General features: G+C 38.2%; 12 protein-coding genes. 6 read left to right on the forward strand and 6 right to left on the reverse strand.

Features of this window, described 5'->3' with window-relative positions; genetic code table 11:
- Window positions 1-1,440, reverse strand: coding sequence for a BAR domain-containing protein (locus tag AB657_RS09315; RefSeq protein WP_052958670.1), 1,440 nt, complete (start codon window positions 1,438-1,440; stop codon window positions 1-3).
- A gap of 88 nt (window positions 1,441-1,528) precedes the next feature.
- Between AB657_RS09315 and AB657_RS09320 the strand changes: the two genes are divergently transcribed.
- The 3 genes from AB657_RS09320 to AB657_RS09330 all read left to right on the forward strand — a co-directional run bounded on the left by AB657_RS09320 (window position 1,529) and on the right by AB657_RS09330 (window position 5,559).
- Window positions 1,529-2,059 (forward strand): RNA polymerase sigma factor, encoded by a 531-nt coding sequence (locus AB657_RS09320; protein WP_232304870.1) that lies wholly within the window; start codon window positions 1,529-1,531, stop codon window positions 2,057-2,059.
- Window positions 2,060-2,135: 76 nt separating this feature from the next.
- Complete coding sequence (locus tag AB657_RS09325) at window positions 2,136-3,047, forward strand: FecR family protein (RefSeq protein WP_047246241.1); 912 nt, start codon at window positions 2,136-2,138, stop codon at window positions 3,045-3,047.
- Complete coding sequence (locus tag AB657_RS09330) at window positions 3,028-5,559, forward strand: TonB-dependent receptor (protein WP_047246242.1); 2,532 nt, start codon at window positions 3,028-3,030, stop codon at window positions 5,557-5,559. Before AB657_RS09325 ends, AB657_RS09330 begins: the two co-directional genes overlap by 20 nt.
- A 2-nt stretch (window positions 5,560-5,561) precedes the next feature.
- On the opposite strand, the gene argS is transcribed toward AB657_RS09330, so the two are convergent.
- Window positions 5,562-7,343 carry an arginine--tRNA ligase gene (gene argS, locus AB657_RS09335; protein ID WP_047246243.1) on the reverse strand — a complete coding sequence of 594 codons (1,782 nt, stop codon included), beginning with the start codon at window positions 7,341-7,343 and terminating at the stop codon, window positions 5,562-5,564.
- A gap of 116 nt (window positions 7,344-7,459) precedes the next feature.
- On the opposite strand from argS, the gene AB657_RS09340 reads away from it, so the two are divergent.
- The 3 genes from AB657_RS09340 (at window position 7,460) to AB657_RS09350 (ending at window position 10,839) form a co-directional block, all read left to right on the forward strand.
- Window positions 7,460-7,885, forward strand: coding sequence for a hypothetical protein (locus AB657_RS09340; RefSeq protein ID WP_047246244.1), 426 nt, complete (start codon window positions 7,460-7,462; stop codon window positions 7,883-7,885).
- Window positions 7,886-7,951: 66 nt separating this feature from the next.
- A complete protein-coding gene (locus AB657_RS09345; protein ID WP_047246245.1) occupies window positions 7,952-9,433 on the forward strand; it encodes an SDR family oxidoreductase in 1,482 nt (493 codons plus the stop codon).
- Between the two features lie 32 nt (window positions 9,434-9,465).
- On the forward strand, window positions 9,466-10,839 hold the full coding sequence (locus tag AB657_RS09350; protein WP_047246246.1) for an aldehyde dehydrogenase: 1,374 nt from the start codon (window positions 9,466-9,468) through the stop codon (window positions 10,837-10,839).
- Window positions 10,840-10,879: 40 nt separating this feature from the next.
- On the opposite strand, the gene ctlX is transcribed toward AB657_RS09350, so the two are convergent.
- The 4 genes from ctlX to AB657_RS09370 form a co-directional block, all read right to left on the reverse strand.
- A complete protein-coding gene (gene ctlX / locus AB657_RS09355; RefSeq protein ID WP_047246247.1) occupies window positions 10,880-11,815 on the reverse strand; it encodes a citrulline utilization hydrolase CtlX in 936 nt (311 codons plus the stop codon).
- A gap of 6 nt (window positions 11,816-11,821) precedes the next feature.
- Window positions 11,822-12,733 carry a dimethylarginine dimethylaminohydrolase family protein gene (locus tag AB657_RS09360; protein WP_047246248.1) on the reverse strand — a complete coding sequence of 304 codons (912 nt, stop codon included), beginning with the start codon at window positions 12,731-12,733 and terminating at the stop codon, window positions 11,822-11,824.
- 88 nt (window positions 12,734-12,821) lie between these two features.
- Window positions 12,822-14,108, reverse strand: a complete 1,287-nt coding sequence (locus AB657_RS09365) for a citrate synthase (RefSeq protein WP_047246249.1) — start codon at window positions 14,106-14,108, stop codon at window positions 12,822-12,824.
- A 114-nt stretch (window positions 14,109-14,222) separates the two neighbouring features.
- Entirely contained in the window at window positions 14,223-15,758 is a 1,536-nt protein-coding gene (locus AB657_RS09370) for a glycogen synthase (RefSeq protein ID WP_047246250.1), read from the reverse strand.
- Window positions 15,759-15,806: the final 48 nt, after the last annotated feature.

Raw genomic sequence — 15,806 nt, forward strand, 5'->3', positions numbered from 1 at the left:
CTAGTCACAGTCTTTGGTCAATACAATAATTTCTTCTCCCCTTTGAAGTTTCAATTGTTCGGGTTCGCAAGAAATAACTTCCCAGCTTCCTACGTAATTGGCCAAAGTCATGCTTAAGCTATTGAAAGTGATGACGCTTCCCGATATTTCCCAATTTCCTTCATCAAGAACATTCTCAGTTTCATCATTATCATCATCACTATAAACGTGCATATTGTAATTTGAGAAATCAATGGTAAGCTCAGCAAAGAAAGAACCATCTATATTAGCGATATCCCACGAGCAACTACTCAAGGTTTCTACGATCGCTTCCGTTTCGCAAATGGCCGGTATTTCATCACTACAATCGCTTTTAAGCACCATCTCATTTTCATCACCGAACTCGAACTCTATTTTCTTGAAGCCATCCCCTATTTCCATTTCGTCCAATCGCCAAGTAGCATTGAAATTCGGAAGATCTGGAATATTAATTACTAAGGCCGTAGCACTCAAACTACCGCTCGTAGCCCAAGACCCCTCTAAAACCTCATCATTTACCGTTACATTAACACCGCCATTTTCCTGAAAAGAAAACCAATAGCCCTTATATTGCTCCTCCAATCCATCTTCGTCCTCCAATTCCAATTCATGAACATACCAATAAGGGCAAGTCAACAGCATTTCGGTAAGCTGGTCGGCACTACAGTTTTCACAATCATCGCCATCGTCTTCGTCATCATAGAAGTCATCGTCAAAAAAGTCATCATCTTCGATACATGAGTTCTTGGCAGATTCTATAGCAATGGCCAGTTCTTCATTGCTGTTAACGACCACTTCCACTCCGCTTTTTTGCTTAAGAGTGACAGGAAAATCTATACTGACCAAAGAATCATCATCCAAATCCTTAAAGAAACTCCTCAGCTCCATATCACTTTCCACCTCAACAGACCCGGTTTGCTGATTGTTTAAATCGAAAGTAAACAGCTTTATGGGGTACACAAAGGCGACACATGGTATACGAGCATCTACCGGCTTACCGGTACACTCACTCGCCAACTCCCTTAATTCAACAAGATTGTTTATGGTCAGTTCACTAAAATCAGAATAGGTGATCGTAATTGGAAAAACAATGGTCAACATATCTCTAAAATCTCCATCATATTGCTTAACCAACTGCTTTAAAAACCAAAGGTCTTTATAAGAATCTACAACAATTTCTAAGTCGTTGACCGAGACAGTGTATGGGAATTTAATGGCAAAACAGGAAGAGTTGTCTACAACATCATCATAAGAACCATCTTTGGCAGAAGCACTTTTTACCAAACTTGCCGTAGCACTATTGGCCGTAATGGTCTCTTGTTCGTCGGTAGATATTTCCTCAAATTCATCTTGACATGAGGTAAAACTCAAAACCACCATTAAAAAGCTAAAGTAGATGGTGTAGCTAAATAAATTTTTCATAACGATTTGGTATTATTTGTTTATTCGGTCTTAAAACAATTTACTAAAAAAAAACCCTACCTTCTTTTTTATTTTTTTTAAAATATCTTTGAAAAAAAACGAACAGTTGAAAAACGAGGACAAACAAAACGTATGTAAAGAGAGTGTCTACAGTTCTATATTCAACGAGTATTCCAAAACCATTTTCAACTACATATACTATAAGTTCGGCAACGAGGAAAAAGCGAGCGATGCCGTACAAGAGGCCTTTGTAAAATTATGGGAAAACTGTTCGAAGGTTTCGCCGGAAAAAGCCAAGTCTTTTTTATATACGGTCGCCAATAACCTTTACCTAAATGTTATAAAAGCGGAAAAGGTGCGGTTAAAGTATGCGGACAAAACATTAAGATCCACCAACGAGACACCTGAATTCATATTGGAGGAAACCCAGTTTAAAGAAAAACTGGAAAATGCCTTAAATAGTTTGCCCGACAACCAACGCAGCACTTTTCTACTTAACCGGATAGATGGGAAAAAATATGCTGAAATTGCCGAAATGGAAGGTGTTAGTATAAAGGCAATAGAAAAAAGGATGCATTTGGCCCTTAAAAACCTAAGGGGAAAAATAGATGGAATCTAGAAAAAATCAATATTATTAAATTAGAGGTAGGGTTTTACAACTTCTGATTGTTATTTAAAGGTAGAAAGCTAAAATTATGCAAGAAAACTACTTGGCAAAATGGCTTAACGGCGAGTTAACGGAAGCAGAACTTAAGGTTTTTAAAGAATCTGAAGAGTATGCTACCTATAAAAAGATCAGGGACGTTTCAGAAAAATTACAGTCCCCCGATTTTAATATGGAAGAAGCTTGGGAAAGTATTGATAAACGTCGTGTGCAAGAAACCCCAAAAGTAATTACGTTGGCCCCTTTTAAAACATTCTTAAAAATCGCTGCGGTAATAACAGTCTTAATTGTGGGGTCTTATTTTTATCTAAGCACACTTAACGAAACCGTTATCACGGATCTTGCCGAAAACAAGGAAATTATTTTGCCCGACAATTCCGAAATTATATTAAATGCCGAATCAAAGCTGTCGTACGATGAAAAAAATTGGGACAAAAAAAGGAACATTGGCTTAAATGGCGAAGCCTTTTTTAAAGTTGCCAAAGGAAAAAAATTCACCGTAACCACCGAACAAGGATCGGTTACCGTTTTAGGGACACAGTTTAATGTGGAAAACCGGGAAGGCTTTTTTGAGGTGAGTTGTTTCGAAGGCTTGGTAAGTGTTACCATGAACGGCCAAGAAACAAAACTTTCTGCCGGGCATTCACTGATAGCCATTAACGGCTCCATAACCAAATCTGAAGTAACAAAAAACGGACAACCTTCTTGGTTGAACAATGAAAGTTCGTTTAAAAGTATACCTCTTAAATATGTGTTGGCAGAATTTCAACGTCAGCACAATATAACGGTAGATGCAAGCCAAATAGATGACAACCAACTGTTCACGGGAACATTCAGTAATACCGACACCGATTTAGCTTTAAAAAGTATTAGCACCCCCTTGCGAATAAAATATAAATTTAAAGGGAACAAAGTGCTGTTCTATGAAGAAAACGCACCTTAAGACACTGGCCCACCGCATTCTTATACTATTACTGTTACTTATAAAAAGTAATGGCACGGCCCAAGATACTGTTAGTTCGAACATTGATATTATAGTTTTTCTACAAGAATTGGAAGACAAGTTCAATGTAAAATTTTCCTATGCCGATGCCGACCTAGAGGAAATAAAGATCGTAAAACCAAAAAATTACAATCTACAGACCGCCATAAATTACATATCGGAAAAAAGCTCTTTACAGATTCAGAAATTAAATGATCGCTATTATTCCGTCTCCAAAAATAGCAGCATTACTATTTGCGCTACGGTACTTGACAATTATGAAGACAATACCATACCTGGGGCCACTGTTAAAATATTAAATACCGACAAAGCGACCGTCACCGATACCGAAGGTGCTTTTTACCTTGAAAACATTCCTAGAAAGGCAATTGTACAAATTACCCACATGGGCTTTAAACCTTATTTTACAACGGCCGAAAATTTAATTGGCAAATCATCTTCTTGCAAAACAATTGTATTGGCCCAAAACTACCAAGAACTGGAAGAAGTGGTAGTATATAAGTTTTTAACCGATGGCCTCGTAAAATTACCCGATGGCGGTATTGAAATGAACACCGATAAATTCGGTATTTTACCTGGTCTTACAGAACCAGACATACTACAAACGGTACAATCGTTACCGGGTATAAAGAGCGTGGACGAAACCGTTTCGGACATTAACATACGCGGTGGCACCAATGATCAAAACCTAATTATATGGGACGGCATAAAAATGTACCAATCTGGACATTTCTTTGGTTTAATATCTGCTTTTAACCCATATCTTACAGATAAAATAACCATCATAAAAAATGGCACCAGTGCCCTTTATGGCGATGGCGTAAGCGGTGTATTGGACATGAGGACAAAGAACACCATAACCAACTCGGTCTATGGCGGGGCAGGACTTAACCTTATCAGCGGTGATGCCTATGGGCAGGTACCCATAAAGGATAATTTGGCCATACAATTTTCAGGAAGGCGCTCACTTACCGATTTTTTAAACACCCCAACATACAACACTTTTTCTGAGAAAGCCTTTCAAGATAGTGATGTACAGTCGGACAATGATTTTTATTTTTATGACTTTTCAGGAAAAATCCTTTATGACATTGCCCCTTATCAAAAACTACGAATTAGCCTGATACATATAAAAAACCATCTAGATTACCTAGAAACAAATTTAGACGACAGCAATTCTAAAAATAGTAGTTTAGACCAGACCAACATTTCTTTTGGCGCTACTTTACATAGCGATTGGACGGAGAATTTTAAAACCGACCTCAACCTTTATTATACAAGGTACCGCTTAAATGCCCTAAGCATTTCCGATGCCGACAGTCAACGCTTGCTACAAAGCAATCTTGTTCTTGAGAAGAGTGCAAAACTTACCTCTACCTATATGTTCAACGAAAACCTTCGCTGGACAAACGGTTACCAAGTAAACGAAACAGGAATACAGAATCAGACAGATCTGAACGAGCCCGAATTTATAAGCAACATTAAAGGGGTCATCTACACCCATTCTTTATATTCTGAAGGGGAATACAATTCTTACGACCAACGTTTTATGGCAAAAATTGGAGCCAGATTAAATTATATCGAAAATATAAACACCTTTAAAGAGCTTGTACTAGAGCCAAGACTTAACCTAAGTTATGAGTTTGCCCCACATCTAAAAACAGAGGTATTAGGAGAATACAAAAGCCAGTCCACCAACCAGATAATAGACTTGGAACAGAACTTTCTAGGTATAGAAAAACGGCGATGGATTCTAGCCGACGGCACTACTTTACCAGTGGTAAAAAGCAAACAAGGCTCTATAGGTTTTAATTACGACGAAAACAGTTTTTATGTTGGTATCGAAGGTTTTTATAAATTAGTAACAGGTATTAATGTAGAAACCCAAGGATTTCAAAACCAAAACCAGTTCAACAAAGAGATAGGGGAGTATACCATTAAGGGAGTGGAGTTCTTGATCAATAAAAAGAATAACGATTATAGTGCTTGGCTAAGTTACGCCTACAACATCAACGATTATACCTTCGACGCCATTACACCTACCCATTTCCCCAACAACTTGGACATTAGGCACTCGCTGACCATTGCCGGAAACTATAACTACAACAATTTAAAAATAGGTATAGGAATCAATTATAGATCAGGAAAACCATATACCCGACCCGATACGAACACACCTGTTAACGATACTACTTTTCCGTATCAAATTAATTACCAAAGACCGAACAGTAGCCGCTTACCAGAATATATTAGAGCCGATGCATCTGTTACCTACGATTTTAAAATAAGCGCGCGCATTAAAGCCTCTACAGGAATATCCGTTCTCAATTTCACTAACAGGAAGAACGTTTTGAACACCTATTATAGACTTAACGAAGCCAATGAAGTCGAAACCGTTCAACGCACATCATTGGGCGTTACGCCAAATGCCAGCTTTAGAATACAATTTTAAAATCACATTCTTTCCGGAACGTCAATACCCAACAACTTAAATGCAGATTGAATAGTGTTACCTACCTTTTGAGATAATTGCACCCTAAAATCTTTCTTTTTCACATCTTCTTCGCCCAGTATAGAAACTTGTTGATAGAACGAATTAAATTCTTTTACTAAATCGTATGTATAGTTGGCAATCAACGCAGGGCTATAGTTTTCTGCGGCTAGCTGAATTGTTTCAGGAAAAAGTTGAATCTGTTTGATCAACTCTTTCTCTTTTAAATGAAGTTCCGACACCTCTACCAAGGCAGCCCTTTCAACATTGGTTTCTTTTGCCTTTCTTAATATAGATTGTATTCTAGCGTACGTATATTGGATAAAAGGCCCTGTATTTCCCTGAAAATCGACAGATTCCTTAGGATCGAACAAAATTCTTTTTTTAGGGTCCACTTTTAAAATGAAATATTTTAAAGCCCCAAGGCCGATCATTTTATATAGTTCTTTTTTCTCGGCATCAGAGTAGTCCTCCAACTTGCCCAGCTCTTCTGATATAGCGGCTGCCGTTTGGGTCATGTCCTCCATTAAATCATCGGCATCCACAACGGTTCCTTCCCTACTTTTCATTTTACCACTGGGCAAATCTACCATGCCATAACTAAGGTGATACAACTTATCGGCCCATGTAAAACCTAATTTCTTTAGAATCAAGAACAAAACCTTAAAGTGGTAATCTTGCTCATTACCTACGGTATACACCATTCCGTTCACATCCGGATAGTCCTTAACCCTTTGAATGGCCGTACCAATATCCTGTGTCATATATACAGCGGTACCATCGGACCTAAGCACTATTTTTTCATCCAAGCCCTCATCGGTAAGGTCTATCCAAACACTGCCATCTTCCTTTTTATAAAAAACGCCTTTTTCCAATCCGTCCGCAACCACATCCTTACCCAAAAGATACGTGTCGCTTTCGTAATAATAAGTATCAAAATCTACGCCCAGGTTTTTGTAGGTAGTTTCAAAACCTTCATAAACCCAACCGTTCATTCTTTTCCATAAAGAAACCACCTCTTCATCGCCGGCCTCCCATTTTTGCAACATTTTTTGAGCTTCCAAAAGAATGGGGGCTTCCTTTTCGGCCACCTCCTTTTCAACACCCTTTGCTACCAATTCGGCAATTTCTTCCTTATAGGCCTTATCAAAAGCCACATAGTAATTCCCGACCAGCTTATCCCCTTTTAGCCCTGTACTTTCAGGAGTTTCCCCATTTCCAAAACGCTGCCAGGCCAACATACTTTTACAGATATGAATACCACGATCGTTGATAATTTGCGTTTTGTATACTTTTTTACCCGACGCCTTTAAAATTTCTGCTACGGAATACCCTAAGAGGTTATTTCTTACATGCCCTAAATGAAGGGGTTTGTTGGTATTGGGAGATGAATATTCTACCATCACCGCGTCATCTTGGACAGCAATTAGACCAAATTCATCATTATCTTTTACCTTATTGAAAAAACTCAGGTAAAAAGAATCTGAAATAGAAATATTAAGAAACCCTTTTACAACATTAAAACCAGAAACTTCCGAAACTTCCTTTTTCAAATAGGTTCCTATCTGCTCCCCTATTTGAACAGGATTTCCTTTTACATGCCTAAGCATTGGAAAAACCACCACGGTGACATCTCCTTCAAAATCTTTCCTGGTCGGTTGAAACTCTACCGTAGGCAAGGCTATACCATAGATAGCCGATACTGCTTCTTTTACTTTCTCGTCTAGAACTTTCTGAATATTCATCAACATGTAATTAAGGCTGCAAAACTAAGCATTTTTTGCGCTTTTTAAGGTAAACGGATGCGGCATTCAACATACAATTGATTAACTTTAATGGAAACTACCCTTATACAAACAATATGCTTTTAAACGTTTCTTACAACAATAGCGAAATCACCAGAAAGATAGATAAGCAGGTAGGCAAACCGTTTACACTAAAACAACGTTTTGATATGGGAGGTATCGGCTCTCCCAAACTTATAATCACCGATACAAGTGTAGAAATCAGAAACTTGCTCATCTTGGACAACAACAGAAATACTTGTAACGTTGAAATGAGACCCCACGGAATTATTGTACGGTTCCGCTCTTTGTTGGAAACATATGCGTTGGTAATCCCGTACTATAAATTAACCCTTTACAAAGGGGACTCCTCTATATATGCCATACATAAAGACCATTACTTTATAAAGGTAGTCTCTGACACCAAGGCGGTTCAGAAGTTTTTCAAAAAGATATTGGAGTACAGGGCGGACAACTCCCCCACCTCTATCGATGACCTGTAATATGGACCATTATTATTATAATAATTTAAACGATTATATTTTTCAAATGTTCAAAACTCCCTTATCGTGAAAATTCTATTAACCGGAGCCAATGGTTATATCGGTATGCGCCTACTTCCCCAATTATTGGCCGCAGGCCATGAAGTGGTTTGTGCGGTAAGGGATGCAAGCAGGTTATCGGTTGATGAGGAAACCAGAAAAAAGATTGAGGTTATTGAAATAGATTTTCTGAACGAGGTAAAGTACAAGTTACTGCCAAAAGATTTGGATGTCGCCTATTTCTTGATCCACTCCATGAGTTCTTCCACAACGGATTTTGATGAAAAGGAAGCGGCCATGGCCGTAAATTTCAACTCACACGTAAAAGACACCAACATTGAACAGGTTATTTACCTAAGTGGCATTGTAAATGACCAAACGCTGTCCAAACATCTAAGTTCTAGAAAAAACGTGGAAGGCATTCTTTCGCAAGGCCATTTTAAACTAACCGTATTACGGGCAGGAATCGTTGTTGGCTCTGGCAGTTCTTCTTTTGAAATCATTAGAGATCTTTGCGAAAAACTCCCCCTAATGATTACCCCCAAATGGGTACTGACCAAAACCCAACCAATTGCCATTAGAGACGTTATCGCTTTTCTCACAGGGGTATTGGGCCATAAAGAAACCTATGACGATTGTTTTGATATTGCAGGCCCCGATATACTTACCTACAAAGATATGCTACAGCAATATGCGAAGGCAAGAGGCTTTAAAAACTGGATTTTTACAGTACCGGTAATGACACCAAAGCTATCTTCTTATTGGTTATATTTTGTTACTTCTACCTCATATAAACTTGCATTGAACCTAGTGGACAGTATGAAAATAGAAGTGGTCGCCAAAGACGATAGGTTGTCGAAAATTTTAAATATAACACCACATACTTACAGAGAAGCCATTGACATGGCTTTCAAAAAAATAGAACAAAACCTTGTTGTAAGTAGCTGGAAAGATAGTATGATAAGCGGACGTTTCAACAAAAGCCTAGAAAAGTATATTCAGGTTCCGAAGTACGGGGTCTTGCAGGACAAGAAAAAATTATCCGTCAAAAACCCCAAACAAGTTTTAGAAAATATATGGAAAATTGGAGGAAACAACGGATGGTACTATGGCAATAATTTATGGAAAATAAGAGGTTTTCTGGATAAATTGACGGGTGGTGTAGGACTAAGAAGGGGAAGAACCCACCCCTACAAATTATACCCAGGCGATTCTTTGGATTTTTGGCGTGTTCTTTTGGCGGATAAAAAAAGGAAACGCTTGCTGTTATTTGCCGAAATGAAACTACCGGGCGAAGCTTGGTTAGAATTTCAAATAGACGAACATAATGTATTGCACCAAACAGCAACTTTTAGGCCCAGAGGCCTAAAAGGACGTTTGTACTGGTACAGCGTTGTTCCTTTTCATTACTTCATTTTTAGGGGTATGATAAGAAATATTGCCATTTACGGCCCCATAAAGAAAAAGACAACAAGCAACCCTGTTTCAGTAGATAAAAGAAATAATTAATGTAATTTACCTTACTAAAGTCTTATGATCTTATGATAGAATCATTGGTAGAAAAACAGCGTAATTTCTTTTTATCGGGAAAAACAAAGGATGTTAAATTCCGAAAAATCTATTTAAAAAAACTAAGAAAGGCCATAATCGACTATGAAGATGATGTTTGCACGGCTTTGTACAATGATTTTAAAAAACCAAAATTCGAGGCTATGGCTTCCGAAACACAATTTGCTCTTTCGGAATTAAACCATGCCATAGAAAACATAGAAGAGTGGAGCGGCCCAAAAAGGGTTTCCTCTACCTGGGTAAACTTTCCCTCAGCGGACTACATTTATTCGCAACCTTATGGCAACACCCTTATCATAGCACCATGGAACTACCCGTTTCTTCTAATTATGTCGCCACTGATAGGAGCACTCGCAGCTGGCAATACGGCCGTAGTTAAACCATCGGAATTAACACCCAATACATCTCAGGTAATCGAAAATATCATTAAGACCGTCTTTGATGAGGAATATGTATGCGCTGTTCAAGGAGGTGTAGACATATCGCAAAAACTTTTGTCCAATAAATGGGACTATATATTCTTTACCGGCAGTACCAAAGTAGGTAAGATCGTATACAAAAGTGCAGCCGAACATCTTACACCCGTCACATTGGAACTAGGCGGAAAAAACCCTTGTATCGTAGACGAATCGGCCTTAGTACAAATAGCCGCCAAACGCATAGCTTGGGGCAAATTTTTGAACGCCGGACAAACGTGCATAGCTCCCGACTATATTTTGGTCCACAAAAACGTAAAGGAAAAACTTGTGAACGCCTTAAAAAAATCCATTACAGGTTTCTTTGGTGAAAATATTGAAAGTTCGACCGACTTTGCACGAATAACCACCCAAGCACATTATGAAAACTTAAAAAGTATGCTAAGGGACGAAGAGATACTTTTTGGAGGGGATTTTAATGACGACACCCTCTTTTTGTCCCCCACCTTGGTGAACGAGCCAACACTGAACAGTAAAATAATGGAAGGAGAAATTTTTGGCCCACTGCTTCCCATTATTTCATACGAAACAGAAAAAGACATTTCAAGGTTAATCTCTAACTACGACAAACCCTTGGCCCTATATGTATTCTCGAAAAAGAAAAAATTTCAAGAAAAAATCATTGACCAATATAGTTTTGGTGGTGGCACCATAAACGATACGGTCATACAGATTACAAATAGCCAACTACCTTTTGGAGGCATAGGCAGTTCTGGTGTAGGCCACTATCAGGGCAAACACTCTTTTGATATCTTTTCACATAAAAAAGCGATAATCAAAAAAGGATATTGGCCAGAACTACCTTTGAGGTACGCTCCTTACAATATCCCTTTACAATTCGTAAAAAAATTAAAATACCTGTTCCGTTGATGAACAGTGGTTGTGTATTATTTGGCCAATTTGCCGGTAATCAGTTTTCTTTTTTGGGCAAAAATACTTCGGCCATCATACAACGGGCACTTCCTCCTCCACAAGTTTCTATGGTATCTAAAGGACTATGCACAATGTTGCAATGTTTTTCTATTTGTTGAATCTGACCGGCATTTAAACTGTTATATGCCGCAGAGCTCATCACAAGATATCGCTGGCCGTCAGAAGCAAGAACCTGTAACATGTTACCGGCAAAGGAGTGCATTTGTTCCTCTGTAATTTCTATGATTTCTTTGTTGTCTTTTTTTAAGTGGTCGATTACATTTTTCCGTTCCTTTTTATCATCGATAGTTTCTAGACAAATAACCGAAAAATCTTCTCCTATCGCCATCATAACATTTGTATGATAAATAGGCAACCTTTTACCATCTACTGTTTGGTTGGCGGTAAAAATTACCGGCATGCAATCAAAATCTTCACAAAACTCTATGAACAAATCTTCATCTGCCCTTTCTGACAGGGCGCAGTATGCCTTATTGTTAACCCTATCCATTATTATACTGCCAGTACCTTCAAGAAAAACACCTTCTTCTTCGGCTGCGGTATAATCCATTACATTATCTATCAAAAAACCCTGATTCTCAAGAATTTCTAAAATATCCTCTCTTCGTTCGCTTCGTCTATTTTCAGCAAACATTGGGTATACTCCCACAGTACCATCTTTGTGAAAAGAAATCCAATTATTAGGAAATATACTATCCGGAGTATCAGGTTCTAAAGTATCATCAACAACAATAACATTTAATCCGATTCCTCGTAACTTACTAACAAACGCATCAAACTCTTCTTGTGCTTTTTGGTTTATGGTCTTGTTCTTTTCCTTCAAGTCTTCCATAAAATAATTATTGACCGCAGTTTGTTCGTTCATACGAAAATTCACCGGTCTAATCATCAATATAGTATTGGTAATCTGCATAATAAACTATTCTCTAATTAAAGGTAATGTACTACATCTTAAAAGGCCTTCTTGCTTTGAAATCTCGGCATATGGAATCTCCTCCACAACAAAACCCTCGTCTCTAAGCCAATTGTTCAACCTATCAAAGTTGCGTTCGGAAACCACAACATTTGGCGAAATCGAAAAAACATTACTGAACATTCTATACATTTCATCAGAAGTTATTTCGAAAATATTTTCCTTTCCAAAAAAATCTACCAACCATAAATATTCTTCCTCTACCAAAAAACCATTTTTATGAAGTATCGCCTTTCCTTGCCCTAAAGGTTGAAAACAACAATCTAAATGCAGGGCGTTTTCTTTAGCGTTCTTACTCTTTCTAAGTTCAAATGATTTTACTTTCTTGTGCGGAAATTGGGCTCTTAAATATTCGACGGCATGTTTATTGGTCCGTGCGGTAATCTGGTCGGCATAATCCTCACCTGTATAGGTACCTACAAAAATATAATCGTTCCAAGGCATTACATCCCCTCCCTCTACATGCACCTCTTCTGGTGGGTGTAAGATATTTTTATCTTCTATTTTGTCAAGAACGTGCAAAATAGCCTCTACTTCTCTTTCCCTATCGGGCAATATATTGGCAACGATCAATTTATCCTCAATGACAAAAGCAATATCCCGAGAAAATATTTGATTGCAATTTTCTAAAACCTCGGGTCTAAAAACATTGACTCCGTATTTTTTAAAAACGGCGGCAAAGGCCTCCATTTCTTCCATCATATCTTTTTCTGTTGGATATGTCCCCGCAAGAATATGTTCCAAAGATTTTGGATCATATGCTTCTTCGGGCTTTGGCACCGGACCACAACTTTTGGCAGTACCTAACACCACAGCTTTTAATGGTGAGATTTCATCATTTATATTAAGCTTTAGCATACGATAATTTTTTGCGCTAAGGTACTATTAAAAAACGCCCTCTTAAAAAATTTAAGAGGGCGTTTTTTTACTCTAATTTTAGTCTTAACTATCTAGATTTCAAATCAACAAAAGGTCGCAATTTTTCACCTATATAAACCTGTCTAGGCCTACCTATAGGTTCTCCCCTTAATCTCATTTCTCTCCACTGGGCAATCCATCCCGGCAACCTTCCTAGGGCGAACATCACCGTAAACATTTCGGTAGGTATACCCAAAGCCCTATAAATAATTCCCGAATAAAAATCGACGTTCGGGTATAATTTTCTATCTACAAAATATGGATCTTCCAATGCTTCTTTCTCCAAACCTTTGGCTATATCTAAAATTGGATCATCTATACCTAGGTCACTAAGTACTTCATCCGCTGCCTTTTTAATGATCTTGGCCCGCGGGTCAAAGTTTTTATACACCCTATGGCCAAAGCCCATAAGCCTAAACGGGTCATTTTTATCTTTTGCTTTCGCCATATATTTTTTAGTATCACCACCATCGGCCTCAATAGCTTCCAACATCTCTAGAACCGCTTGGTTGGCACCGCCGTGCAATGGCCCCCACAAAGCAGAAATACCTGCCGATAACGAAGCGAACAGCCCAGCATGTGAAGAACCGACGATTCTAACCGTAGAAGTAGAACAATTCTGCTCATGATCCCCGTGAAGAATCAACAACTTGTCCAAGGCATCTATAACCACCTTGTTTCTTTTGTATTCTTGGTTGGGACGTTTGAACATCATTTTATGGATATTTTCAACATATCCTAATGTATCGTCCCCGTAGTCTAGTGGCAATCCTTTTTTCTTACGTAAGGTCCACGCTACCAACACCGGAAACTTAGCCAATATCCTTACAATGGCATGGTACATATCTTTTTCGGAGCTAACGTCTACCGTCGACGGGTTAAACGCAATCAAGGCACTTGTTAATGACGACAAAACCCCCATTGGGTGTGCAGATTTTGGAAAACCGTCCAAAATCTTTTTCATTTCTTCATCTACGTGAGACTCGTCCGTAATATCCTTATGAAATTTGGCCAGTTCTTCTTCATTGGGCAATTCACCGAATATGAGCAAATAGGCCACTTCTAAAAAGTCTGCTTTTTCTGCCAATTCTTCTATAGAATACCCCCTATATCTCAATATTCCTTTTTCTCCATCCAAAAAAGTAATGGCACTTTCACATGAACCGGTATTTTTGTAACCTGGATCTATGGTAATCATACCCCCTGTAGAGGAGCGTAATGTTTTAATATCAATCGCGAGTTCGTCCTCAGTTCCTTTCACTACTGGAAACTCATACTTTTGACCATTATATTCTAAAGTAGCTTTATCTGACATTTTAAAATTTTACTTGTTATTCAATAGTTGTAAAGTTAATAAAATAGGGATGTTTTAACAATTTAACTGTTCTGTTTGGGCAAAAATTAACAATAAGGATATTGGCCGGAAAGACTATAACAAATAAAGGTCTTTATAATACTCATTTACTGAGTTTTCCCACGTAAAACGCATTTTTTTTGCGTTGGTCTGTATACGTTTCCACTTAGGTCTGTCTTTTTCCCACATCGTAAGGGCCTCATCAAAGACCTTAAGCATATTCTGTATTTTCTCTTCATAGCTATCACCGTCGAAAGCAAAGCCGGTTTTCATATGTGCGACCGTATCTTTTAAACCTCCAGTATGATGTACCAAACAGGGATTTCCATTTCTCATGGCCAACATTTGACTTATTCCACATGGTTCAAACAAACTGGGCATAAAATAAAGATCGGTCTCTAGATATATAGAGTCTATCAAATCCTCGGATTGGCCATTGGTAAAAACAAAGTTCTTGTGTTTATAGCTCATTTCACGGAACATTTCCTCATAATCAGGATTTCCGGTACCTAGCAGCATAAAAATACCATCCACTTTCTTTAGTCGTTCAAGAATTGCTTCGAAGGCTTCTGGAGATTGTTTTAAGAAATAGAATTTTTGCTCGGTCAACCTGGCTACACTAGAAACAATGAACTTAGGTCTATTACCTACGTACTCCATTATTTTTTCTCCTGTATGGGCCAAGAAATCCGCTTTGTATTTTTTTGATTCGTCTTGAAGCCACCCGAACAAGGCCTTCACAATATTTCTATACAAGAATCCTTTCTCAGCCGTTCTAATATTGTTATAGTTGGATGCGTTTAAAATACCGAACAACCTACCCTCATTATCGGCTTGTTGTAAATCTTTTTCCAAACCCTCGCCCCCTATAAATTCTGGCGGTCTGCTTGGCAGCATTACATCTTCTTTATACGAAGGCGAAACCGTATGAACGGCATCTGCCAATCTTATTCCGACGGCCATCAAATTAATACAGTCTTGATATCTAGGATCTTTCAATGCCTCGTGGTCTAGGGGTATCTCGTTAAACCAATTATGTACCGAAGCGTAGTTGTCATAAAAAGGCCTTATACCCTGAATTGCCAAATTGTGGATACTATACACATATCTCATTTTTTTCAAATCCTTATATGCAGGGTGATATGTTTTTAAAAAAAGAACTGCACTCGAATGCCAATCATGCATATGTACGATATCCAAATCACCAAAAGCCCCTATTTTTATTGCCTCTGCTACAGCTGTGGAAAAAATCATGAACTTAATAAAATCATTAAAGAAAGGCTCTGTAGGGTCATCGTGATAAATATGGGCGATACCCCCTTCGGTAATCTCTGGATGATGAATTACATAATGGGTAATATTCTTGATTATCTTTTTGGGAAGTACCTCATAGAGTTCCGCTTTATAATTTACCCCCCTTAAACTGAACTCTAGATCGGTTTTAAAAATTGCATTTTTGTGCAATCTGCAGTAAGCAGGTACCACCACATGTGCCCTATCTCCTCTTTTTGCAATTTCTCGGGGAACATCTCTTACCACATCACCCATACCGCCTGCTTTACAATTGGGAATTGCATCGTTCTCTGCAGAAACAAAAAGGAAATTATTCATATGGAGGCTACATTTTTTAAAAATTCATAATCCTTAAAAAGGTAGGCA

Source organism: Maribacter thermophilus, from assembly GCF_001020565.1.
Lineage (GTDB): Bacteria > Bacteroidota > Bacteroidia > Flavobacteriales > Flavobacteriaceae > Maribacter > Maribacter thermophilus.

What these genes read in the sequence shown, in the direction of transcription:
- AB657_RS09370 (WP_047246250.1), bottom strand. Translation starts at nt 15,758, where the DNA reads ATGAATAATTTCCTTTTTGTTTCTGCAGAGAACGATGCAATTCCCAAT.
- AB657_RS09350 (WP_047246246.1), top strand. Translation starts at nt 9,466, where the DNA reads ATGATAGAATCATTGGTAGAAAAACAGCGTAATTTCTTTTTATCGGGA.
- argS (WP_047246243.1), bottom strand. Translation starts at nt 7,343, where the DNA reads ATGAATATTCAGAAAGTTCTAGACGAGAAAGTAAAAGAAGCAGTATCG.
- AB657_RS09360 (WP_047246248.1), bottom strand. Translation starts at nt 12,733, where the DNA reads ATGCTAAAGCTTAATATAAATGATGAAATCTCACCATTAAAAGCTGTG.
- AB657_RS09315 (WP_052958670.1), bottom strand. Translation starts at nt 1,440, where the DNA reads ATGAAAAATTTATTTAGCTACACCATCTACTTTAGCTTTTTAATGGTG.
- AB657_RS09325 (WP_047246241.1), top strand. Translation starts at nt 2,136, where the DNA reads ATGCAAGAAAACTACTTGGCAAAATGGCTTAACGGCGAGTTAACGGAA.
- AB657_RS09365 (WP_047246249.1), bottom strand. Translation starts at nt 14,108, where the DNA reads ATGTCAGATAAAGCTACTTTAGAATATAATGGTCAAAAGTATGAGTTT.
- AB657_RS09330 (WP_047246242.1), top strand. Translation starts at nt 3,028, where the DNA reads ATGAAGAAAACGCACCTTAAGACACTGGCCCACCGCATTCTTATACTA.
- ctlX (WP_047246247.1), bottom strand. Translation starts at nt 11,815, where the DNA reads ATGCAGATTACCAATACTATATTGATGATTAGACCGGTGAATTTTCGT.
- AB657_RS09340 (WP_047246244.1), top strand. Translation starts at nt 7,460, where the DNA reads ATGCTTTTAAACGTTTCTTACAACAATAGCGAAATCACCAGAAAGATA.